Source organism: Clostridioides sp. ES-S-0001-03 (genome assembly GCF_020676075.1).
Taxonomy (GTDB): Bacteria; Bacillota; Clostridia; order Peptostreptococcales; family Peptostreptococcaceae; genus Clostridioides.
Window position 1 is genome coordinate 210,045 of record NZ_JACVWJ010000005.1, and the last position, 24,953, is coordinate 234,997.

The 24,953-nt window shown below is 28.6% G+C and carries 18 protein-coding genes and 1 other annotated feature; of the genes, 3 read left to right on the plus strand and 15 right to left on the minus strand.

Annotated elements, in window-relative coordinates; genetic code table 11:
- Positions 1-28 precede the first annotated feature (28 nt).
- Positions 29-214 (plus strand): DUF6506 family protein, encoded by a 186-nt coding sequence (locus tag IC174_RS12080; protein ID WP_413926627.1) that lies wholly within the window; start codon positions 29-31, stop codon positions 212-214.
- Positions 215-528: 314 nt separating this feature from the next.
- On the opposite strand, the gene IC174_RS12085 is transcribed toward IC174_RS12080, so the two are convergent.
- Both IC174_RS12085 and IC174_RS12090 read right to left on the minus strand, forming a co-directional pair.
- Positions 529-2,142, minus strand: a complete 1,614-nt coding sequence (locus IC174_RS12085) for a DEAD/DEAH box helicase (RefSeq protein WP_227433407.1) — start codon at positions 2,140-2,142, stop codon at positions 529-531.
- 90 nt (positions 2,143-2,232) lie between these two features.
- Positions 2,233-3,228 (minus strand): calcium/sodium antiporter, encoded by a 996-nt coding sequence (locus IC174_RS12090; protein WP_227482989.1) that lies wholly within the window; start codon positions 3,226-3,228, stop codon positions 2,233-2,235.
- A gap of 360 nt (positions 3,229-3,588) precedes the next feature.
- Here IC174_RS12090 and pflB point away from each other — a divergent pair, with 360 nt between their 5' ends.
- Together pflB and pflA are read left to right on the plus strand one after the other, a co-directional pair.
- On the plus strand, positions 3,589-5,820 hold the full coding sequence (gene pflB / locus IC174_RS12095) for a formate C-acetyltransferase (RefSeq protein ID WP_227433409.1): 2,232 nt from the start codon (positions 3,589-3,591) through the stop codon (positions 5,818-5,820).
- 159 nt (positions 5,821-5,979) lie between these two features.
- The gene (gene pflA / locus IC174_RS12100) at positions 5,980-6,714 is read left to right on the plus strand and encodes a pyruvate formate-lyase-activating protein (protein WP_227433410.1); all 735 of its coding nucleotides are present in this window, start codon (positions 5,980-5,982) and stop codon (positions 6,712-6,714) included.
- A gap of 102 nt (positions 6,715-6,816) precedes the next feature.
- Here pflA and IC174_RS12105 read toward each other — a convergent pair whose 3' ends face one another.
- The 13 genes from IC174_RS12105 to IC174_RS12170 all read right to left on the minus strand — a co-directional run bounded on the left by IC174_RS12105 (position 6,817) and on the right by IC174_RS12170 (position 24,903).
- Entirely contained in the window at positions 6,817-8,487 is a 1,671-nt protein-coding gene (locus IC174_RS12105; protein ID WP_227482990.1) for a GGDEF and EAL domain-containing protein, read from the minus strand.
- Positions 8,488-8,614: 127 nt separating this feature from the next.
- A complete protein-coding gene (locus IC174_RS12110) occupies positions 8,615-11,230 on the minus strand; it encodes a cell wall-binding repeat-containing protein (RefSeq protein ID WP_227482991.1) in 2,616 nt (871 codons plus the stop codon).
- A gap of 171 nt (positions 11,231-11,401) precedes the next feature.
- Entirely contained in the window at positions 11,402-13,105 is a 1,704-nt protein-coding gene (locus IC174_RS12115) for a hypothetical protein (RefSeq protein WP_227482992.1), read from the minus strand.
- A gap of 753 nt (positions 13,106-13,858) precedes the next feature.
- Positions 13,859-14,530 (minus strand): hypothetical protein, encoded by a 672-nt coding sequence (locus IC174_RS12120; RefSeq protein ID WP_227482993.1) that lies wholly within the window; start codon positions 14,528-14,530, stop codon positions 13,859-13,861.
- 24 nt (positions 14,531-14,554) lie between these two features.
- Complete coding sequence (locus IC174_RS12125) at positions 14,555-15,193, minus strand: nitroreductase (RefSeq protein ID WP_227482994.1); 639 nt, start codon at positions 15,191-15,193, stop codon at positions 14,555-14,557.
- Positions 15,194-15,448: 255 nt separating this feature from the next.
- Positions 15,449-16,258 (minus strand): prepilin-type N-terminal cleavage/methylation domain-containing protein, encoded by an 810-nt coding sequence (locus IC174_RS21250; RefSeq protein WP_285894571.1) that lies wholly within the window; start codon positions 16,256-16,258, stop codon positions 15,449-15,451.
- A gap of 46 nt (positions 16,259-16,304) precedes the next feature.
- On the minus strand, positions 16,305-16,679 hold the full coding sequence (gene crcB / locus IC174_RS12140; protein WP_227433417.1) for a fluoride efflux transporter CrcB: 375 nt from the start codon (positions 16,677-16,679) through the stop codon (positions 16,305-16,307).
- Positions 16,680-16,717: 38 nt separating this feature from the next.
- On the minus strand, positions 16,718-17,893 hold the full coding sequence (gene thiI, locus IC174_RS12145) for a tRNA uracil 4-sulfurtransferase ThiI (RefSeq protein WP_227482995.1): 1,176 nt from the start codon (positions 17,891-17,893) through the stop codon (positions 16,718-16,720).
- A gap of 45 nt (positions 17,894-17,938) precedes the next feature.
- A complete protein-coding gene (locus IC174_RS12150; RefSeq protein ID WP_227482996.1) occupies positions 17,939-19,090 on the minus strand; it encodes a cysteine desulfurase family protein in 1,152 nt (383 codons plus the stop codon).
- Between the two features lie 657 nt (positions 19,091-19,747).
- Positions 19,748-20,470: an amino acid ABC transporter ATP-binding protein gene (locus IC174_RS12155; protein WP_227433420.1), complete on the minus strand. Its 723-nt coding sequence runs from the start codon at positions 20,468-20,470 to the stop codon at positions 19,748-19,750.
- Positions 20,471-20,528: 58 nt separating this feature from the next.
- Positions 20,529-21,206: an amino acid ABC transporter permease gene (locus IC174_RS12160; RefSeq protein WP_227433421.1), complete on the minus strand. Its 678-nt coding sequence runs from the start codon at positions 21,204-21,206 to the stop codon at positions 20,529-20,531.
- Between the two features lie 27 nt (positions 21,207-21,233).
- Entirely contained in the window at positions 21,234-22,049 is an 816-nt protein-coding gene (locus IC174_RS12165) for a transporter substrate-binding domain-containing protein (RefSeq protein WP_227433422.1), read from the minus strand.
- Positions 22,050-22,277: 228 nt separating this feature from the next.
- Positions 22,278-22,492: a binding site (T-box leader), on the minus strand.
- 344 nt (positions 22,493-22,836) lie between these two features.
- Positions 22,837-24,903, minus strand: coding sequence for an ATP-dependent helicase (locus IC174_RS12170; protein ID WP_227482997.1), 2,067 nt, complete (start codon positions 24,901-24,903; stop codon positions 22,837-22,839).
- Positions 24,904-24,953: the final 50 nt, after the last annotated feature.

Below are 24,953 nucleotides of genomic sequence, written 5' to 3' on the forward strand. Positions count from 1 at the left end.
TTTAAGCAAATTAAATTGAGAAAGTACTATGCTATCATTAGAATTACAAGAAAATGAGGAAAAAGGATATACAGCTATTGAGCTATGTGCTGGTTTCGGCAATGAGGGTATTTATAGAATTAAAAAGGCTGTTGGACCTAAGGTTGCTGTGGGTGCAGTTAAATTTGATTTTCATCCAGCCTTTGGCTTTAAGAGTGGCGATGAAATATTCTAGTAAGTGGTGTTTTTCTCTATACATGTGCCTATCATAAAGTGATAAATCAATCTCTTACTTCCATTATCAAATGAAAATCATATATTAATTTTTATTTGATTATTTATTTTCTAATATATTTTTTATACTTATGTAAATAAAGCACAAACAAAATTTAAAATGTCTTTAATAATACTATTATATAAAACAATAAAAGCCTTATGTTGTTGACTCTTACAGATTATTTATCATCTGTTTTGAAAACACATTAGGCTTTTTAAATATTCAATATACTATTTTATATATCTTTCGATTATATTTTTATATACTATATATTATTTTTTCTTTTTATTGGCTTTTTCTATATTAATTTTGTTACCTTTTATCTTAATATCTTTCATTTTTTCAATTACTGTTTTTGCATCTTTTTTAGGTATTTCAACAAAAGTATACTTATCATATATATCTATAGTTCCTACCATTTTACCTGGTATTCCAACTTCTCCAGCTATAGCACCAACGATATCTTTAGCTTGTATTCTTTGATTTCTACCAATATTGATAAACAATCTAATCATACCATCTTTAGCTCCAGTAGCACCTTTTCTATCTCCACGTTCTCTTCTAGGTTTTTCTTCTATTATTTCTTCTTTCATTTCTTCCCCTAGAGATAACTTAACAAGTGCAGCAGCAATATCAACCATTGCATAATCTTCATCATTACAGAAACTTTCTAACCATTGTAATTGTTTAGTTAAATGACCTTCTTCTATAGTTTGTTTAACTTGTGCAAAGAAAGAGCCTACTTTTTTCTCTTCAACATCAGTTATTGTTGGTATATTATGCTTGATTAATTTAGATTTAGTATATCTTTCTATATCTTTCATCTTTCTCATTTCTTTTCCAAATACAAAAGTAAATGACATACCTTCTCTACCAGCACGACCAGTTCTACCAATTCTATGAACATAGTACTCTTCATCTTGTGGTAAATCATAGTTAAATACACATTCAACATCATCAACATCTATACCTCTAGCCGCAACATCAGTAGCAACAAGTATATCTATTGTACCATTTCTAAACTTATCCATTACTATATCTCTTTGTGTTTGTTTTAAGTCACCATGTAATGCATCTGCAAAATATCCTCTTGCTTGTAAATCTCCTACTAACTCATCTGCTTTTCTTTTAGTATTACAGAAAACAACAGATAATTTAGGGTCATACACATCAACTAATCTACATAATACTTCCAATTTATTTGATGATCTAGTTTCTATATAATATTGTTTTGTATTTGAAACTGTAAGTTCTTTTCTAACAACTTTTATATGTTCTGGGTCTTTTTGATATCTCTTAGTTAAATCTAAAATTCCTCTTGGCATAGTTGCTGAAAAGAAAGTTGTTTGTCTTTCTTCAGGAATCTTACTTAAAATCATTTCTATGTCTTCTCTAAATCCCATATCTAGCATTTCATCTGCTTCATCTAGTATAATCATTTTTACATTATCCATCTTTAATGTTTTACGATTAATATGGTCTATTGTACGTCCAGGTGTACCTATTACAACTTGCACACCACTCTTTAGCGATTTTATTTGTCTATCTATTGGTTGACCACCATATATAGGTAATGTCTTTATTCCGTGCGAGTATTTAGCTAGTTTTCTTATTTCTGTAGATACTTGTATTGCAAGCTCTCTTGTTGGGCAAAGTACTACAGCTTGTAAACTTCTATTATTTGGGTCTATTGTTTCTAGTATAGGTATACTAAAAGCTGCTGTTTTCCCCGTACCAGTTTGTGCTTGTCCTATAACGTCTTTACCTGACAAAATTGCAGGTATAGACTGTGCTTGTATAGGAGATGGCTCTTCAAACCCCATTTCAGCTATAGCTTTTTTTATTCCCTCACTTATTGGTAAATCTTCAAACTTTGTTATATTCATATATTATTCCTCTCCGTTATCAATTAATCTTAACCTATCCATTATATACTTTTTTAGGATATTCTGCAATTAATATTTTTAACAGTATGATTAAATAATATACATAAAATACAAAATTGATATATATATAAAATATGTAAATAACATTAATACACCTTGTAGTCTACTAAGTCTATTTGATTTAAGAGTTGGTACTATTACTAATAACAATAATAATATCATGAATGGTATATCAAGTTTTCTATTTTGAGATAATATTGGTATGTCATTTGGTATTGCTGATACAGCTATTACTGATACTATGTTCAATATATTTGCACCTAGAATATTTCCTACAGATATTTCATGATGATTTTTTCTTATGGCAGTAATTGAAGACACTATCTCTGGTAAAGAAGTTCCAAGTGCTATTATAGTCAAACTCACTATACCTTGAGGTATATTAAGAAAACTAGCTATTCTTACACCACTCTCTATAAGAATTTGAGAACCTATTATCATCATTATTAAGCCTGTAGCAAAAAGTATTAGTATTTTTATAATTTCTGCTATAGAAAAACCTCTGTACTGTTTACTCTTCTTTATAGGTATTTCTTTAATAGTATCTTTTTGAATACCTCTATTTTTAGTATTCGATTTTCCTACAACACTCTTATAGTTATTAACCATATAAAAAATCAATATTATTATAAGTAATAATGAATCTCCTCTTGTTATAACTCCATCTAACCCCAATAAAATTAAAACTATAACAGATACTATTAATAGTAAAGACTTAGAAAAAAACATTTTTTTATCTACATTAAATGGACTTAGAAAAACAACTAAACCTAATGCTAACCCTGTATTACATATTATAGAACCAATTGCATTTCCTAAACTCATTGTAGTATGACCATCAATAGAAGCAAGTAATGACACTGTAAATTCAGGCAATGTTGTTGCAAAACTAACAATAGTTGCTCCAAGTATAATTTCTGAAATATTCGTTTTTCTACCTATCTCTACAGTACAATTTATAAAGATATCTGCGCCTTTAGTAATTAATAGGAAACCTACTAAAAATAATATCACTGTGATAAACAATATATCACCTCCCCCTATTAAATAAATATTCAAGTTATCAAGATGTATGCTTTTTCTTTTTTGTACTGAGATTTATTTATTTCTAATTTATAATTTTTTCAAATATTACCTTATTATTTTAGATATTTATTTGTTTCATTTTATTAATATATGGGTATAATTTCATCACATTACTAACATATAATTTGTTTTATACTTTAAAACGACATTTTTTTATTTTTCTTGTATACAGAATACGCATAATATGTTATTATTATATTAGAAAATATATTTTTAAAAAAATATATAAAACAAATTAAGTATATAAAAATTAATTTTAACAACATTATTTATCATTTAAATCTAAGGAGGAAATACTTAATGAATGCATGGCAAGGATTTAAAACAGGAAGATGGACTAAAGAAGTAAATGTCAGAGAGTTTATACAATTAAACTATTCTCCATATGAAGGAAATGACTCTTTCTTAGCTGGTGCTACTGAAAACACTAAAAAACTATGGGACAAAGCAATGGTCTTATTTAAAAAAGAAAGAGAAAATGGTGGTACTTTAGATGTAGATACAAAAACTATTTCTGGAATAGCTGCATATGCTCCAGGATATTTAGATAAAGTATTAGAAACAATAGTTGGATTACAAACGGATGCCCCTTTAAAAAGAGCGGTTATGCCATATGGTGGTATAAAAATGGTTGAAAATTCATGTGATGCTTTTGGATATGAATTAGACCCTGAAATAAAAGAAATATTTACTAAATATAGAAAAACACATAACCAAGGAGTCTTTGATGCATATACTCCAGAAATGAGAGCTGCTAGAAAATCTGGTATAATAACAGGTCTTCCAGATGCTTATGGTAGAGGTAGAATAATAGGTGACTATAGAAGAGTTGCTTTATATGGTGTTGATGCCTTAATAGAAGATAAAATTGAACAAAAGAAATCGTTAGAAGTTTCTTGCATGGATGAAGAAGTTATAAGACTAAGAGAAGAAATAACTGAACAAATATCAGCTTTAAATGAACTTAAAAAGATGGCTGAATCTTATGGCTTTGATATATCAAAACCAGCAACTAACTCAAAAGAAGCTGTACAATGGTTATACTTTGGTTATTTAGCTGCTGTTAAAGACCAAAATGGTGCTGCAATGTCTTTAGGTAGAACGTCTACTTTCCTAGATATATACTTTGAAAGAGATTTAAAAGCTGGAACAGTGACAGAAGAAGAATTACAAGAATATATGGACCATTTTGTTATGAAATTAAGAATGGTTAAATTCTTAAGAACTCCTGATTACAACAATTTATTCTCTGGAGACCCAACTTGGGTAACTGAGTGTATAGGAGGTATGGGAGTAGATGGTAGAACATTAGTTACTAAAAACTCATTTAGAATGTTAAATACTCTATATACATTAGGACCATCACCAGAACCAAACTTAACAGTTTTATGGTCAACTAGATTACCTCAAGGATTCAAAGATTTCTGTTCTAAGGTATCTATAGATACAAGTTCAGTTCAATATGAAAATGATGATTTAATGAGACCATACTGGGGAGACGATTACGGTATAGCTTGTTGTGTATCTGCAATGAAAATAGGTAAACAAATGCAGTTCTTCGGAGCTAGAGTTAACTTAGCAAAAACTTTATTATATGCTATAAATGGTGGTATTGATGAAAAATCTGGTGCTCAAGTTGGACCAAGATTTGAGCCTATAACTTCTGAGTATTTAGACTTTGATGAAGTTATGAGTAAATTTGAACCATTTACTGATTGGTTAGCAAACTTATATGTAAATACTTTAAATGTAATACATTATATGCATGATAAATACTCTTATGAAGCATTAGAGATGGCATTACATGATAGAGATATATTTAGAACTATGGCTTGTGGTATGGCTGGATTATCAGTTTGTGCGGATTCATTATCTGCTATAAAACATGCTAAAGTTAAGACTATCAGAAATGAACAAGGAATAGCTGTTGATTTCGAAATAGAAGGAGATTATCCAAAATACGGAAACAACGATGATAGAGTTGATAGTATAGCTGTAGAACTAGTTGAAAGCTTCATGAATAAGATAAGAAAAAATAAAACTTATAGAAATTCTTATCCTACTCAATCTATACTTACAATAACTTCAAATGTTGTTTATGGTAAGAAAACTGGTAATACACCAGATGGTAGAAGAGCTGGTGCTCCATTTGCTCCTGGTGCAAACCCAATGCATGGTAGAGATACTAATGGTGCTTTAGCTTCATTATCTTCAGTTGCTAAATTACCATATGAGCATGCTCAAGATGGTATATCTAATACTTTCTCTATAGTACCTGGTGCTTTAGGAAAAGATATGGATGAAAGAATAAATAATCTTTCTGCAATGATGGATGGTTACTTCGCTCAAAATGCTCATCACTTAAATGTTAATGTATTTGATAGAGCTACTTTAGAAGATGCTATGGAACATCCAGAAGAATATCCACAATTAACTATAAGAGTTTCTGGATATGCAGTTAACTTCATAAAATTAACTAAAGAACAACAATTAGATGTTATAAACAGAACATTCCACGGTAAAATGGCTTAGTCTTTAAATTTTTATACTTTAGCTAAGATTACTACTGTGTAGAAAATAAAAATAAATGGCTATCTTATACTTGAATTATTTCTGGTATAAGATGGCCTTTTTTAGAGAAATATTATAACTATTAATAAAGTTATCAAAATATATTGTGAGGTGAACTCTATGATTAAGGGAAAAGTACACTCTATAGAAACATTTGGTACTGTAGATGGTCCAGGAATAAGATACATACTATTCTTTCAAGGATGTCCTCTTAGATGCAAATACTGTCATAATAGAGATACATGGGATACCAAATCTGGAAAAGAATATACAGTTGATGAAATAATAACTGATGCTCTTAAGTATACTTCTTTTATGAAGTTTTCTGGTGGAGGTATTACTGCTTCTGGTGGCGAGTCTACTCTTCAACCAGAGTTTTTAAGTGAGCTATTTAAAAAAGCTAAAGAAAATAACATACACACTTGTCTAGATACATCTGGATTTGTAGATATAGAAACTATAGACTCAGTTTTAGATAATACTGACTTAGTTTTGCTTGATTTAAAACATATGGTTGAAGAAAAATCTATTGATTTGACTGGTGTGGGTATGGATAAAGCTTTAAAACTTGCTAAACACTTAGAATCAAGAAATATTCCAGTATGGATAAGACATGTTTTAGTTCCTGGAATTACTGATGATATAGACAACTTAGAAAAATTAGGTAAATTCGTTGCTACATTAAAAAATGTAGAGAGATTCGAATTACTGCCATATCATTCTATGGGAATACACAAATGGGAAAATCTAGGTATTGATTATGAATTAAAAGATGTTCCTGATGCTACCAAAGAAGATATTAAAAAAGCTAGTGAAATAATCTCTAAGTTTGGAGCAAAAGTGTATAATAGCTAATACTACTTGAGATTAATAGTTATCACAATAAAATAAGGTAAAATATAAGATTTAAAAAACCTTATATTTTACCTTATTTTTAGTATACTTTATCTACACTCATCAATTTGATAATTGAAGTCTATAAAACTCAGATGCACTTACAGGTCTACCAAATAAAAAACCTTGAATAATATCTACACCTAAACTCTTCACTATATTGTATTCTTCATAGGACTCAATACCTTCAACACAAACTTTTAAGTTGATAATATGAGCTAATTTAATAATATATTCTAGGAAGGTATGTTCATAACTATTATATGTAATATTCTTAACAAAACTTCTTTCAATCTTTATTATATTAACAGATAACTCTTTAAGATAATTTAAAGATGAATATCCAGTACCAAAATCATCAATTGCAATATGTACTCCAATACTTTTTAAACTAATAAACTTATCATTCAATAAATTTATATCTGGTACCCAACAATTCTCTGTTAATTCTAAAATTAAAAATTCAGGTTTTAATTGATATTCTATCAAACATTCTATTATAAAATCTCTAAAAAAATCTTCCTTTAGTTGAATATATGATACATTTACAGATATCTTGAAATCTTGATTTACTTTATGCCATTCTTTACACTGTTTTACAGCCTTTTTTATAATCCACTTTCCTACTGGTATAATTAGATTACTTTGTTCTAGTATTGGTATAAATTCAACAGGAGATACTTCTCCATAAGTATTTGAATGCCATCTCAAAAGTGCCTCTGCTCCTATGACATTTTTGTTAAATGCATCTACCTGTGGCTGGAAAAATAATTCAAGGTCATTAAAATCATTTTCAACACACTCTCTCAACTTCTGTTGCATTGAAATTACTTTTAACTTATTTTCATAGAGTTCTTTTGAAAAAAACTTCATTCTATTTTTACCACCAATTTTTGCGATATCTAACGCAATATCAGCATGTTTAAATAAGTCCAAATAATTATCTCCATCTTCTGGATACATAGCAACCCCCGCAGTTATTGTACAATAATATTTATTTGATTCGATTTCATGCTGAGTATTTGTATACAATTGTATTTTTTCATATAAATTTTCTATAGCTTCTTTATTGCACATAGGGTAAAAAAATGCAAATTCGTCTCCATCTAATCTGTACAATCTAACATCCTTAGGTAAATATTCTAAAACTTCTGTAGCAATTGCACGCAAAACCTTGTCACCATAAGAGTGTCCATATTTCTCATTTATATTTTTAAAATTATCAATATCCATGATAAACATAGCTCCACTTGTATAGATTTTCTCTTTTGTAATACAATTCATTCTGTATTCAAATTGTTCTCTATTCCATGTCCCTGTGATAGAATCAAATTTATTCTTTTCGCCTATATTCTTTATCCTACCAACCATAATTATAGTTTTTTTATCATCTGATACATAAGCTTTACCTCTACAAGAAACCCATACTATCTCTTCATGCTTGTTTATTAATCTATACTCTAAATTGTGTTCATCCTTTTCTCCATTTAGCAAGACTTGTATATCGTCTTTCCACACTTGAACATCATCTGGATAAATAATTTTGCTCCAACAATTGACTAAATCATATTCTATATCTTTACTTAGATTAAATTCATCAAAAACAGTTGAGGATATTTTAAAATTATTCTTATTTATATCCCAAAAAAAAATATAATCTTCTGTATTTTGAGATAAAAGTTCAAAGAAAATTTCTACCTGATTTAAATCTAAAGAGTTTAGTTCTTCTCTCATCTTTTCCCCCTACAATATAAGTAATATAGTAAGATTATAACCCTACTTATAATAAAAATAAAAGCAGGGTTATAATTTATTACTATTAGTGTAGTTTAATCAACAAAATATTCTTATTTAGATTATACTATTTTACTAATTTTTTTATTTCATTAAATGCATCCTCATTTCCATTTCCTCCTACCTTAGTTATCTTGTCAAATTTCTTACTTTTAACTAAAGTTTTTTGAGACTCATCAAGTGATTTTTCTACAATCATTACTGGCGATTTATTTTTACCTGCTAAAACACCTACTGTTAAAGCATCTATTAAATCATTTTCTCTTAGCGTCCCATTTTTTGTTACATAAAGATTTCTTAATTCTTTATCCTTATAAAACTCTTCTATTACTTTTGAATTTGTTTTATTTCTATCTTCTCCACCTATTCTCTTTGGATTTGGAAATTGTTTTTCTATAGATTTTGGCAAAGAAGTTTCTCCTCCTATAATATAAGATTTTGATATTTCTTCTTCATCTATAAATTTTTTAATAGATATAATCTCATTTTTTATATTTGTAAGAATTATTGGAGTTTTATTTTGTGCTGAAATACCACCAACACTTATTGCATCTGCTAATCCATCGTGTCCATTGACTACAGATACTTTTTCTACATCTACTATTTTATCTATTTCTTTAGCAAGTTTTAGAGAAGTTGAATATCTATCCACTCCACCTATTCTTACAATAGTAAACCCTTTTAATTTTAATTCTTTTTCTAAATCGGAACTTAATGTATTTTCTCCACCTATTATATAAATATTTTTTGCTTTTAATCTTTTTATCTCTGCTTCTGTATTTGTATTTAATTTATTTTTTTCAGTTAATAAAATAGGTGCATTTTTAGTAGATGAAAATGGAGTTGCTGATAGGGCATCTGGTATTGATGTACTATTTACTAGTATCACATTTTCAGCTGATTCAAAACCTCTTTTACTTATTTTTATAGCAGTTTCATATCTATCATCACCTGTCAAATTTTCTTCTGATGGGCTAGTTGTATTAGTAGATGAGCCTCCACTACTTCCACCACTACTTCCTCCACTATTTCCACCTGAATTATCATCTCCACCTGAATTATCAGATATCTTTTCCCATTGAGCATAAAGTGTTATATTATCATCAACATTAATTATCTCACTTCCATCACCTTTATATGGAGTTCCACTACCATCTGGTTTTGTATTCCATCCAATAAATTTGTATCCTTCTTTTGTAAGATTTCCTGTATTCGCTTTTACACTTGTATTTGCATTTCCATCATGCAGTTCATCTTCAGGTACATCTCCTTGTCCACCATTATTTTCATATTTAACTCTGTATTTATCTGTCCAAAATGCATAAAGGGTTGTATTTATATCCTTTATGTTAAACTTTTCTCCTGATTTATATCTACTGCCTGTATCATCTGCTTTTGTACTCCAATAAAAATTTCCTCCTCTACCAGAGGGTGCTACTAAACCATTATCACCAAGTACAGTAACTTCATCTCCTTTTCCATATACATTATTATCTATTGGAGCTGTACCTGTACTTCCATTTTTATCATATGTTATTCTACATTCCTCTTTCCATTGTGCAAATAAAGTTGTATTTTTCGTAAGGTTAAATTTATCACCATCTCTGTATGAAGTCCCTTCACCATTATTTTTTGTATTCCATCCCATAAATATTGATCCAACTTTAGATGGTATCTGGCTTGTAACAGTTACTTCAGCGCCTTTTTTATGTTTTTCTTCTGATATACTTCCTGCTCCTCCATTTAAGTTATAATCTAATTTATATCCCCATTGTGCATATATTGTATCTCCTGAGATATTTGGCGGAATAGGGTCTCCTTCTTTAAAAGATGTACCACTTCCATCTTCTTCTGTATTCCACCCTATGAATTCTTCATCACCATTGATAAGTCCACCTGACCCTGGGAATTTGTCAGCCTCTCCTGGTTTTGGCAAATCTGGAAGTGTACCTGTTCCTCCATTACCATCCAGTTGCAAATCATATTCCCATTGTGCATAAAGGTCTATGTTAAAATTGTCATAATTTTTTAATAATACCTCAAAACTTGAGCCTAAATTATAAGATTTTCCTGTGCCATCAGCTTTTGTATTCCACTTTGTAAGTTTATAATTTGTTTTTTTAAGGTTACCTTCATTTTCTTTAATTTGCAAATTATCATTCTGATGATACTTATTTGAATCTGATGGAACATTACCTGAAGTATTTCCATTTCCGTTATATCTTACTTGTAAAAAGTCTGGAATCCAAATGGCGTAAAGTGTTATATCTCTGTCTATACCTACTGCTACTATATTTTCTCCACCTGCATATGGTTGAGTACCACTTGCCAAATGGTCCCTTGAGACACTCCAAGCATCAGTATGATAGTTTCCTCTTGTAAGGTTACTACTTAGTGCTAAATAAGAATCAAAATCATCAAGGTCATATACTTTTGGACCTGTTATTACTGGTCCAGGAATAAACGCTCCTCCACTAAGTATAGCTTCATTTATCGTTCCTCCAGTAGCCCCATTACCATCATAAGTTATTGTAATATTATTAACTCTCCTTAAGTTTTTATCTTGAATCTGCTTATTAAATATCTTATTTAAATCATACTCAGCAAAAACATTTGAATAATTTAAAGGAATTATAGCAAATGTAAGTATACATATAGTTAATTTTTTTAACTTTTGATTCATCAAAACCCTCCTTATTTGTTTAAAAAATAATTTTATTTTTTCATTTTGTAAAATAAAGAAATACTGATAAAATCTATATCAGAATTTCTTATAACTATTAGAATCTTATTCTTATATAAATATTAAAGAAGATTCTAACTTATAAATTACAATAATAAACAACTTATATTATTAATTTTTTTGCCACACTGCATATAATATGATATTTCTTTCTCCCATAGTGATTGTTCCTGATAATATTGTTGATGGGTCATTTCTAACTGTACTCCAACCTACAAATGTATAAGTATCGGCATCAAGCCCATTAGTATTTCCTAAAACAGTCACAGTATCTCCTTTTTTATATTCTGTTGTATCACTTGGTACTGAACCAGAAACAGCTACTCCTGAAGGGAAGTTTGATACATAAGCTACCCTATAAGTTTTTTCGGCTACAGTAAAATAAATTGTATTTGGATTAATTCCAGAAGAATTAAGTGTAACTGTCTGAGACTGACTTGCTGGGTCTAATTTATATCCAGCAGGAACCTTTGTAGAATCTGGAGTTATTGTATGGTTTCCAAGTACAGCATTAACAACCTCTGTGTATGTATCTCCAACTATATTACCATATTTATCTTTAAAACCAATTGTTAAAGTACGTTCTGCTTCTGAAGGCATCTTACTTACTGTAAAGTAAACTCTATCTGGTACAAGACCACTGGTACTAAGATTTACCATTTCAAATTGATTATCTGGATTAAGTACATATCCATTTGGTACCTTTGTAGAATCAGATTCCACTCTATGATTTCCATATTCAGCTGGTAGTGTAACTGTATATGGGTCTCCAATTATTGCTCCACTATCTTTATCTTTAAAGTTAACTGTAACTATACGATTTACAAGTGGAATATCAGGACTTACTGTAAAGTAAACAATACTCTTGTCAAGACCTGTTGGTTGTAAATTAACAGTCTGAGTTTGATTAGAAGGATCAAGCTTATAACCATTAGGAACTTTTGATGTGTTTGGTGTTACATCATGTGAGCCTAGTATATCTGGAATTTCTTCTATATAAGTACTTCCAACATTATTTCCATCTTTATCTTTAAATCCAACTATAAGAACACGATCTTCTTCTGGAACTCCTGCATTATCAGGAATAACTGTAAAATCAACTACATTTGGATTAACTCCATTTTGAACAAGATTTACTACTTTAGATTGACTTGCCGGATCTAATTTATATCCAGCAGGAATTTGTGTAGTGTCAGGTGTAACAGTGCTATTTCCATACTTAGCTGGAACTTGAGTTGTATATGACCCAACTATAGCTCCTGTTTCTTTATTTTTATAATTAACCTTAATAGAAAGTTTTGCATTTGAAATCTCAGTAGATGCATATGATGTTCTTGTAGCGTTTCCATTCCCTGTATTAGGTGATGTATAGCTCCAATTTACTCCAGACATGTCTCGATTTGTAACAAAAGAATAAATTCCTGTCATTTGACTTCCTGTTATCCCTGCAGATGGTATGCCATTAGGAAATCCATAACTTGTTCCATAAATAGTTGAAACTTTTTCCCCATTAACTTGTAATACCCATCCTTCTTGAGAACCTCCTTTTGGGTCAGTTCCCCATACATACCTTACGTTTACTGAATTTCCACCACATGGAACAAATAACGAGAAAAATGTTACATATCCATTTCCCATATTTGCACGAAAATCTACTTGATATCTTCCATTAATATCATATCTTCGCTCTTTATTTTGTAGTACTTCATTATTAACTTTATCTGGTAAAGTTTGTCCATATGATGGTACTCCTACGCCAACAACTAAAGCTAAGGTTGCCAAAAAAGATGTTAGTTTACTCAATCTGTGTTTCATTAAAAATCCCCCTCCAATATTTTTTATTTCAAACAGATTTTTCATACTTTATTTTGCATAGTCTTTATCAAAACTATTTATTTAAAGTCTAATTAATCTATTATGAAGTCTATCTTAAAAGTGAAGTTTTTATAGTTTATTTAATTTTCACTTGAAATCCTTTTTATTAAATAAAAAATATATTTAATTTTTACACAAAGATATTAATGCTCTATAGACTAAATATTTTAATTTTATTTTTGTAGAATTAAACAACCTAAAAAACAATAAAGTAAGATATTTTATATATTTATATTACTTAAAGTAATTAACTTTAATTGTTTTCAATTTCATAAAAATTAGTTGTGATATAAGTATGATATGTGTTTAGAGTATCAATAATTTTTTAATTAAAATAATTATTTCAATTAAAATAATTATTTTAATTATGGTTATTATAGTTTCCGTTTGTTATAAAAAGTCACTATTTATATGATTAATAGTTTTTTTTACATATATATACATTTTTTAAAAAAAATTATATATATATGCTATTAAAATTATAATTATTTCTTTAACTTGTAAACAGTCGTTCTGTACTTTTACTGATAATCAATTATTAGAAGTGGCAAAAAATTTTGAATGGCTTTGATATACATTTTTTATAATATTCTTATAGTTTTTTTTACATAAAAAAAAACCCTTTTATAACTAAGGGTCACTTTTTCCTTTATTTTACATTTATTGTATCATGATTTTTTATTTATTTCAATCTTATACCACTTTTTTCCAAAATATTATTATTATTTTTTTATCTTTTTCGACTTTATATTCTTTATACATAATACTTAAATTAATTAAACTCATTTTATTATTATCTTTAATTTTATCTGTACTAGCATATAGTTGTTCTCCAAAAGACATATTAATCTTGCTTAAACCGCTACTTAATTTACCACTCTCAAATAAATCGAATTTGGTAGGTGAATGACGAGTTTGACTACTCATTTCCATATTCTTAGTACGAATATCATCAGATAAACTAATTCTCATACTATTAGTTTTAGAAATATTTTTTATATCACAATCAGATGACACTAAAGTCTTTGTGGTATAGTAAGTTAATCCTTTTACATAATCGTATTTATCTTGAGAATTTTCTTGATTAATATCAGATTGTTTAGATTCTTTTTTAAGTGTACCCTCTTTGATTAATTGACTTGAATATTCCTGTTTTTGATTTTTCAAATCATTAATTTGTTGTTGTAATGCTTCAATTTTCATATTTTTTATCTTAGAATCCATATTTTTATCAGTTTTCAAATCTGTGATAAAACTTTCTAGCTTCTGTATTTGCTCATCAAACTTTTCTAACTTGTCATTACTTTTATTGCTATAATTACTCTGATTTACATGTGTACTTCTTGTATTAACAGATATAGACATTATAACTACTCCTACTCAAATATTCTAAACTCTAGAGACTTTATAAACTACATTTCTAGCTTGTGGTAAATTCCCTTCTGGGACACCAACAGCAATACCAAATGGTACAGAATATCCTTCTGGTATATCTAGTAATTCTCTATATTTTTTATTTGTATCAAACTTCATCTTTATTGAATCTGATTCTTTTACATCATTGTCATCCAACACACTAACAAGACCTACAATATCCCCTTGCTCAACAGGTGTAAATAGACCCCTAACCATTCCTATTATGCAACTCCCAAGCCCTAAAGCTTGTGCAGCTGTTGTTATGTTTCCTGTAAGTATTCCCACATCATATGGAGCCCATGAACTCTCTTCATCATAAGAAATAAATAAAACAGTTGGTGCACCATAAAATAATTTAAAATTTTTATTTATTTCAACGTTACTAACTTCATGAACTCTAGAAAGAGTATCATCACTAATCTCTTTTAAAAGTTTCTGGTCTTGTACAACAGTTATGTGCCATGGCTGTTTATTACACCCTGAAGGTGCTGCAAATGCACAATGTAATAATGTATCTAATTGTTCATCTGTAATTTGCTCTGTTGTAAATTTTCGTATACTTCTACGTTCTTTTATCAAGTTTATTGTTTGATTATCTTGTAAATTATTCATTATATCGATTCCCCTTTTTATGTATTTGTTAGTTTAAATACAAAATCTTTAGAAAATTAATTTTTATAATTAAACTTCTTTATATTCTTAATTATAATTATTTTTAGTTTATATGTGAAGCTTTTATAACATCAAAACATCAATATATCTACCCCACAAATAAACTTAAATACAAAACTGGTATCACTCAACTATAGAAAATATCATTTTTCTATAGAACGATTAATACCAGTAAAGTTGATAAAGTTTGCTATATTAATTTAAAGGACCCCAACCAGCTTTTGTATGAATCTCTGTTTTTACAGATTTAGTCTTACCATCAGCTGAATCAACATTCCATGACCTACCTGCAACAGAAATACCATTGTTACCTTTATACCATCTACCTTCATCATAATCATAAACTAAAGATGTGTACCAATTACCTCCAGTCTTATCATTTGCAAATACAACTACAGTAGCATCAGATTCAGTAGGGTTATATGCATATGGTTGTATATATAATGTTGCCTTACTTAAATTATATTTCTTTTTAAATTCATCTGGAATTGTAGGCCACCCATTTTTATATTTATTATTTAGTAAATAATTTCTAAAAGCATCATTCCCTTTTGAAGGCCCTGGTATTACAGAAGGGTCTACTGCAAATGATGCAATCAAGTCCATCATACTTTGGTGTACATCTCTAGCCATCTCAACACCATCTGGATGTTCTGTACAAGTAACATAAACTCTTGCAATACTTTCTTCTCCAGTTATTCCATCATAACCATCATCAAACTCTGCTGAATATGTTCCACCTGACTTACACTTTGGCTCTGTTTCAAAATACTTACCATCCGTATTTTTTAATACATCTTTTATAACTTCTTTTTTATCTTTGCTAGGTTCCTCAGCCACAGCAATAACAATTTGAGTCTTTATATTTTCTCTATTGGAAAGACATGTTACTGCTTTACTTTTCTCTATATTTTTAAAAAGTGCTGGTAACGCAACTATAACCAAAATTCCTATTATAGATATAACTACCAATAATTCAATTAGTGTAAAACCCTTTTTATTCATAATAATCATTCCCATTAAATAAAATTATAGTGTTTAATTTAATCTGCTATACAGTAATAAAGTGTCTACATAAAGTCCTTCCAACAAAAACTCCCAAAATACTTAATGCCAAATTAAAAAATATGTTTAGTCCAAATAATATATAATTCCCACTATCAAAAAACTTTACAGTTTCGAAGCTAAAAGTAGAAAATGTAGTTAGTCCTCCCATTAAACCAGTTGTCAAAAACAATTTTAAATTATTAGAAATAGAATCTGTCCTTATACTCATTTCCATTACAAAGCCAATTAAAATTCCACCCAGAATATTGACCACCAAAGTCCCAAATGGAAACTTAGTTCCTACAAACTTTAGAGATATTAAATATCTTAATATAGCTCCTAAAAATCCACCAATACCAACATATAATACTTGAATCACATATAACACCTACCCCAAATAACTAAATCACTTCCATATTAAAATTCTATGTCTTCAACCTCTATTCCGTCAATTGCATCCTGTACTAATTTTTCAATATCAAGTGACAACTCAGATTTTTCTATTTTTTCTAGTCTAGGTTTAGTAACAGGTTTTCTAGGAGAAAATACGCTACAGCAATCTTCTTCAGGTATTATAGATGTTTCAAAAGTCCCTATTTTCTTAGCTATATCAACTATGTCTGATTTGTCCATAGCTATAAGTGGTCTAAATACTGGTAAATTTACAACAGCATTAGTGCAAGTAAGCCCTTGTATAGTTTGAGATGCAACTTGACCAATACTTTCACCTGTAATCAAAGCATCACAATGTCTTTTTTCAGAAAGTTTTTGTGCTATTCTCATCATAAATCTTCTTGAAAGAATAGTCGCTTCTTCTTCATTACCATTCTCGCCAATTGCTTTTTGTATTTCTAGTATATTTACTTTATGAAGCCTTACTCTACCACAATATTTAGCTAATATCTTAGCTAAATCTTTAACTTTTTCTTGTGACCTTTCACTTGTGAATGGATAGCTGTGAAAATGCACTGCTTCTACTTCCATACCCCTTTTTGCGACCATCCATGTTGCTACTGGACTATCTATACCACCAGACAAAAGAGACATCGCTCTACCATTAGTTCCAAGTGGTAATCCACCGTATCCAGGTATAGTATCACTATAAACCATAGTATGAAATTCTCTGTATTCACATTTTATTTTAACTTCTGGATTTCTTACATCAACATCAATTCTATCTCCTACCTTTGATAATAAGTACCCACCTATATCCATACTCATTTCTTGAGAAGTTAATCTAAAAGATTTATCTCCTCTTCTTGACTCTACCTTAAAAGTTTTATATCCAGCATCTATTTTTTCTTCTAGCATCTTTAAAGCTATTTCTTTTAATGTATCATAATCTTTTTTAGCTCTTACTCCAGGACACACACCTACTATACCAAATACTTTTCTAACTTCTTCAATAACTTCTTCATAATCATAATCTTCTAAATCGACATATATTCTTCCATACTCTTTATATACATTAAATTTGCCAATTGGCTTTAACATATTTCTTATATTTCTTATAAGTCTATTCTCAAATATATATCTATTTTTTCCTTTTACTCCAATTTCTCCATACTTTACTATTAATATATTATACACCATTTCACCTCTTAAACTACTTTCTTCTTATTATTTATACAGTATTCTTTATTTCTTTCTCATTATTGACCTTAAATCACAAATTGATTCTTTTAATACTTTCACAGCTTCAGATATCTCATCTTCTGTATTCATATCAGATAGGCTAAACCTTATTGTTCCATTGATTTCTTCATTTGTAAGACCTATGGCATTCAAAACATGACTACCTTTTTTCTTAGAAGAACATGCAGATCCAGTTGACACATAAATTCCTTTTTGCTCTAGGTAATGAAGTAAAACTTCTCCCTTCGTACCTATAAATGATACATTTAATATATGACATACGCCATCTTCTGGAGAATTAATTTTTATACCTTCTATATTCTCAACTATTTTATTTCTAAATATGTTTTTTAAGTTATTTATCTTCAAAATAACAGCATCTAAATCTTTACTTAATATATTTACAGCTTCTCCAAGCCCATATATTCCAGGTACATTTTCTGTTCCAGACCTAATTCCAATTTCTTGTCCTCCTCCTGTTAGCATAGGCTTTAAGCGATTATTTTCCTTAATATACATAAATCCAATTCCCTTTGGACCATGAAATTTATGTGCACTTACACTCATAAAATCTATATTGTATTTAGATGGTCTAAAGTTTATTTTTCCATATGATTGAATAGCGTCTACATGGAAATATATCTTCTCTTTTAAAGACTTCAGATATTTTCCAACTTCATCTATTGGCTGTATAGTTCCTATTTCATTGTTAACATGCATCATACTTACTAAACATGTAGCTGATTTTATAGCATTTTTCAAATCTTCTATATTTATCTTTCCATCTTTTCCGACCTCTAAGTAAGTTACTTCAAATCCATCTTCTTCTAAATCTTTTAGTGTGTTTAAAACAGAAGGATGTTCTATATTTGTAGATATTATATGATTTCTTCTCTTCTTATTTAGATTGGCAATACCTCTTATTATAGTATTATTACATTCTGTTCCACCTGATGTAAAATAAATCTCTTTATCTTTCGCGCCTAGAGATTTAGCTATAATCTGTCTTACTTCTTTTATACCTTTTTCAACTTCCACACCTTTTCTATGAACAGAAGAAGGATTTCCATAATCCGTACTAAGTGCATATACCATTTTATCTATAACTTCTGGATAAGGTTTTGTAGTTGCACTATTATCTAAGTATATTTCCAACTTAATTACACCTGCCTTTATTTAAAATCTTCAACTCTAATTATTATACCATTAATTACAGTATTTTTTTTGTTAATCTTTATTAAAAAGATAATCTTAAGTTTATAGAATCTTCTTTCATAAAAATCTAGTTTTTTCACTTAACTACAAAATTTTATGCTAAAATATAATATATTTATACTATACCCTACAAAAATACGTGATAACATACAATATATGATAAAATAATATATTATATAAAATAAATATATTATTTTATACATATACTTATTTTTGCTATAAAGTCTATTTTTATAAGCTTACTTGTTATAAAAATAACTTTTATAATTTATATCAAAAAAAATATTGATTTTTGTGTCGCATTTTGTTATAATAAATTAAGGTTATCCCCCTGGTAACCCTAGTTAGTTAATATATCTATTCCCAATACCCTTTCATAAGGATATATTTTATATTTATTAAAAATCGAATTAATATCGGAAACTAATTCGATGGAAAAAAAGAGCTTACCCCGAGCTCTTTTTTTTTCTGCAAAAATATAATATTAAGCTAAGATAAAGTTAATGTCAGTATAATTTTAGTTTTAAAAATTATATTAATTATCACTAAAAAAGGATGTATTGAATTTCTAATATCAATACATCCTTTTTTTATATATTATAACACTTTTGCTAAGAATGATTTTGTTCTATCGTGTTTTGGATTTCCAAAGACTTCTTCTGGAGAATCCTCCTCAAGAATACTTCCTCCATCTATAAAGATAACTCTATCTGCAACTTCTTTAGCAAATCCCATTTCATGAGTTACAATTGCCATTGTCATTCCTTCTTTAGCAAGTTCTTTTATAACATCCAAAACTTCATTTACCATTTCTGGGTCAAGAGCAGATGTTGGCTCATCAAATAACATCATATCTGGTTCCATAGCAAGAGCTCGCGCTATTGCTATTCTTTGCTTTTGCCCTCCAGATAATTGTGATGGATATGAATCTTTTTTATCTAAAAGACCAACTCTACTTAATAAAACTTCTGCTTTTTTTTCTGCTTCTTCCTTAGTCATTTTTTTTAATTTAATTGGTGCCAATGTTATATTATCTAAAATAGTCTTATGTGGGAATAAATTAAAGTTCTGAAACACCATACCTATATTTTGTCTAACTTCATCAATATTAGTTTTTTTATCAACTAAATTTTTTCCTTCAAATATTATCTCTCCACCTGTAGGTATTTCTAATAAATTCATACATCTAAGAAGTGTACTTTTACCAGAGCCACTTGGACCTACTATAACCATTATTTCGCCTTTAGCGATTTCTAAGTCTATATTTTTTAATACATTTAAATCTCCAAAAGATTTACTTAAATTTTTTATTGTAATCATATTATCACTTTCCTTTTTACTATTCTATGTTTTCCCTAAATGCTAAACATGCTCTCATCTAGTTAGACACAGATAGTTTCTTTTCTAATAATCCAACTAATCTTGATAGAGTAAATGTTATAACAAAATAAATTGCTGCTGCTACTATTAATGGCTCTAATGCTCTGAATGCTGCATTTTTTACTATATCAGCAGTACGCATTATCTCAACAACACCTATTACAGATATTATTGAAGATTCTTTTACAAGTGTAATAAACTCATTTGCTAATGAAGGTAGTATATTTTTTATAGCTTGAGGTATTATTATATATCTCATAGTTGACCAGTAATTTAATCCTAATGATCTACTTGCTTCCATTTGTCCATTATCAACTGATTGTATACCTGATCTAAGTATCTCTGCCACATATGCACCAGAGTTTACTGACAATGCAAATGCACTAGCTATAAATTCACTTGGTATACCAAATAACATAGGGAATCTTATTCCTAATTGAGGTAATCCAAACCATACTATATATATCTGTACTAATAATGGTGTTCCTCTTAAAATCTCAATATAGATTGATGATATTACTCTTAATACTTTACTCTTTGATATTTTTGCCATACAGATAATTATACCTATTACAAATCCAAAGCATAATGCCACAAGAGAAATTCCTACTGTCACACCTGTTCCTTCCAAAAAAGAAGTCCCAAATCTACTTAAAAAACTAAAATCTAAACTCATAATTTCATCTCCCACATAACTTTCTTACTAATTTGAAGCAGCTTCAGTAGATGCTTCATTTAAAAATTCTTCTATTTTTTTACCATCTTGTAATTCTTTTATTTTTTTATTTAATAATTCTATAAAGTCTTTGTTGTTATCAGCTTTTTTAATTGCTGCTGCCATACCTTCTGTTACATCTTTACCAACTTCAGTATTTGCCATTTTTATTCCATCATATTTTTTAACATTTATTAAAGAAACTGCTTCATTAACAACAACTGCATCTATATTTCCATTTTTTAATTCTGTGATTAGGTCAGGTACTGCTTTTAAAGATTTTGTAGTTGTCATTTTTAGAGTGTTAACTACATATTCTTCTTGAATGCTTCCTGCCTGTACCCCTACTCTAAGTTTTTTCAAATCGTCTTCAGTTTTTACTTTGTCTATATCTGCATCTTTAACTATAACTGCATTTCTACTTAAATAATATAATTCTGAGAAATCAACACTCTTTTCTCTTTCTGGTGTTGGAGACATCCCTGCAAGAACCATATCAACTTGGTCTGCATTTAAAGCACCTATTAATCCATCAAATGACATATCTTTAATTTCAACCTTTACACCAAGTTCCTTTGCAAATTCTTCAGCCAACATTACATCAAATCCTTTTATTGAATCTTTACCATCTACTACTTTATGAAATTCAAATGGTGGGAATTCTGCACTAGTACCAACAACTAATTTTCCACTTTCTTTTATTTGCTCTAATTTTGTTTTTTCTTCTCCACCACTACATCCTACTAGCGATAATGTTAATCCTAATACTAATCCTAAACTTAATAATTTTTTAAATACTTTCATTTTAACTACCCCTCTCTTTTAATTATAATTTTCCCTCAAATTTTTAATACTTTAATGTTTCGAGTTACAAAAAAAGTCCCTCAGTCTTTAATGACTAAGAGACGACTTTACCGCGTTACCACTCTTATTGATAAATACTTATACAACCTTCAAAATTTGTGAATTTTAGCCTTTATAGCTACAGGGATATTTTAATTTTAAAATCAAAAAAGTCCCTTAGCTTTACAGCTAAGAGACGAATTATATCCGCGTTACCACTCTTTTTGATAAGTAAGTACTTATCCTCTCAATCCCTTAAGGCGGGCAAACCAATTATCATACTAACTAAAACTTCTGATAATTTCCTCCAGAGCTCTCTTCACATAGACTTCATTGCTAGGCTTACACCAACCCCTAACTCGCTGTAAATCCATATATGCTACTTTCTCTATCACTGGATTTGTTTCCTTAAATTGTTAATACAATTGTACTTCCTTCTAATATTTTTGTCAATAAGTTTTTTATTTTTTTAATAATTTTATTTTCTAAAATTTAGATATTTTATTACATGCTTGTTGATATTATCCATATATTTATAAATAATGTATTTCTTATTTATTTCTGTTCTTTAGGTAATTACAAATAATATACTTCTTATTTGTTTCTATTTCTTAAATGCTTATAAATAATATTTTTCTTTTTATTTCCATTATTTAAATACTTATAAATAATATTTTTCTTTTTCATTTTCATTGCTTAAATACTTATAAATAATATATCTTATATTTATTAAATTTTATATACTAAGTTAAATAATATGGATTATATTCTTCAATAAACAAGTTTTCAAATCTAAAGTTCGCTCTCTATCTTTAAACTTTATCGTAAACATGTTTCCATCTTTTTTGATTATTTCGCCTTCGTGAAATTTTTTATGGTATACCTTATCACCAACACCAATACTATCAATTTCTTTTTTAGTTGGAGATTTTATATCATTGATAAACAATGATTTATCAACTTTTTTACCATATTTATTTAAAGTAGAACTTATACATAGTTTTTCTTCAGCTCTTGTAATAGCTACATACATAAGTCTTCTTTCTTCTTCTAATTGTTCCTCTTTTTTTTCTTCCTTACAAATATCATATGATTTTTCATGAGGTATTGTTCCTTCATTTGCACCTATAATATAGACATTCCTAAATTCTAATCCTTTTGCACTATGCATAGTTGTAAATATAACACCATCAGTCTGTTTATTCTTGTTATTTTCCATTAACTCAATCTTTACTCTCTCAATATGGTCTAAAAACTCTGTCACTGTATTGAAATTTGTAGCAGAACTCTCAAGTTCGTTTAATATCTCTACAAGCCCATTAGTCTTTATCTTTCTATTGCTACAGTAATCCAAGACATATCTATCATAATCAAGACTAGTTCTAATATAAGATATTGCATTTTTAGGATTTAAAGTATTCAAATAGCTCAAGTCTATCTCCAAATCTGTTATTGTTTTGACTTGTTTGGGATGAAGGTTACATTTGTTTATTAGTGCTGTTACAAAATCTTTTTCATCTTTAACCATATTTACATTATCTTTAGATATATATCTAAATGGCTTATTTATAATTCTTAACCAATCTTTATTTGATTTTGGATTAATACCTATTCTTAAATATGCTAGTATATCCTGACTTGCCCAATGGTCATATATTGTAATTACTGAATCTTTTACTACAAATGGAATTCTCATATCCATAAATACATCTACTAAGGCTCTTGACTGTATATTAGTTCTATAAATTACTGCAAAATCTGAATACTCTACATAATCCTTTTTTATTTCGTCAATTATTTCCTTGGCAATATGTAAAGCTTCTTCCTCTGAATCATATGGAGAAATATAACTCACAATGCCTCCCTTACCTTGACTACATTTAATAACTTTTTCATATCTATTTCTATTTTTTTCTATAAGCCTGTTTGCAGTATTTACTATTTCACTTTTAGACCTATAATTTACATCCAGCACTATTTTTTTAGTATTATTAAAATATTTTTCAAATTCAAGCAAAAAATCTGGTCTAGCTCCTCTAAAACCATATATACTTTGGTCTTCATCTCCAACCGCAAATATGTTGTTTAGTGGATTACAAATTAACTTTAAAACCTCAAATTGCACTTTATTTATATCTTGGAATTCATCTATCAATATATATTTATATACATTCCTAACCATTTCTAAGGCTGATTTATTATTCAAAAGCAAATAATAAGTCTTTATAAGCATATCATCAAGATCAATCTTATTAACTTTTGATTTTTGCTCTTCATATAAATTATATACTTTTAAAAACTCATCTTTTGTCAACACTTCTGAGCTAAATTCATTCTTATCCATAAGTTCATTTTTTACATAAGATATTTCATTTATAACTTGACCTATATTTTCATCATCATCTGCATTTTCTATATTTAGACTTTTTAATATTGCCTTTATTGTTATCCTCTTTGACTTTTCATCAAATATGCTATCTAAATTGTACCTTTCAAAATACCTCAAAATCTTAAAAAACACAGAATGAAAAGTGCCATATGTTACCTTATTGAGTCTTATATCATCACTTAAACTCAATGCTCTATTTTTCATTTCTACTGAGGATGCTTTGGTAAAACTTATCGCCAATATTCTTGCTGGTGCTATATTTTTGTTTACTACCATATTAGCTATTCTATATGTAATTACCCTAGTCTTACCTGAACCAGGCCCTGCAAGTATCATGCAAGGCCCATCTATATGTTCAACTGCTTCTAGTTGATTTTCATTTAACTGTCTTATATCTATATTTGTTGTGATTATTACATCCACCACCTTAATTTATAATCATCCTATTTTCTTTTTTAATTATAAACTAAAAGTAT

Bases quoted from the DNA above. Each gene is read 5' to 3' on its own strand.
- pflA (WP_227433410.1), top strand. From the start codon at position 5,980: ATGATTAAGGGAAAAGTACACTCTATAGAAACATTTGGTACTGTAGAT.
- IC174_RS12115 (WP_227482992.1), bottom strand. From the start codon at position 13,105: ATGAAACACAGATTGAGTAAACTAACATCTTTTTTGGCAACCTTAGCT.
- IC174_RS12080 (WP_413926627.1), top strand. From the start codon at position 29: ATGCTATCATTAGAATTACAAGAAAATGAGGAAAAAGGATATACAGCT.
- IC174_RS12165 (WP_227433422.1), bottom strand. From the start codon at position 22,049: ATGAAAGTATTTAAAAAATTATTAAGTTTAGGATTAGTATTAGGATTA.
- IC174_RS21250 (WP_285894571.1), bottom strand. From the start codon at position 16,258: ATGAATAAAAAGGGTTTTACACTAATTGAATTATTGGTAGTTATATCT.
- IC174_RS12085 (WP_227433407.1), bottom strand. From the start codon at position 2,142: ATGAATATAACAAAGTTTGAAGATTTACCAATAAGTGAGGGAATAAAA.
- IC174_RS12160 (WP_227433421.1), bottom strand. From the start codon at position 21,206: ATGAGTTTAGATTTTAGTTTTTTAAGTAGATTTGGGACTTCTTTTTTG.
- IC174_RS12120 (WP_227482993.1), bottom strand. From the start codon at position 14,530: ATGTCTATATCTGTTAATACAAGAAGTACACATGTAAATCAGAGTAAT.
- IC174_RS12105 (WP_227482990.1), bottom strand. From the start codon at position 8,487: ATGAGAGAAGAACTAAACTCTTTAGATTTAAATCAGGTAGAAATTTTC.
- IC174_RS12155 (WP_227433420.1), bottom strand. From the start codon at position 20,470: ATGATTACAATAAAAAATTTAAGTAAATCTTTTGGAGATTTAAATGTA.
- pflB (WP_227433409.1), top strand. From the start codon at position 3,589: ATGAATGCATGGCAAGGATTTAAAACAGGAAGATGGACTAAAGAAGTA.
- IC174_RS12110 (WP_227482991.1), bottom strand. From the start codon at position 11,230: ATGAATCAAAAGTTAAAAAAATTAACTATATGTATACTTACATTTGCT.
- thiI (WP_227482995.1), bottom strand. From the start codon at position 17,893: ATGGTGTATAATATATTAATAGTAAAGTATGGAGAAATTGGAGTAAAA.
- IC174_RS12125 (WP_227482994.1), bottom strand. From the start codon at position 15,193: ATGAATAATTTACAAGATAATCAAACAATAAACTTGATAAAAGAACGT.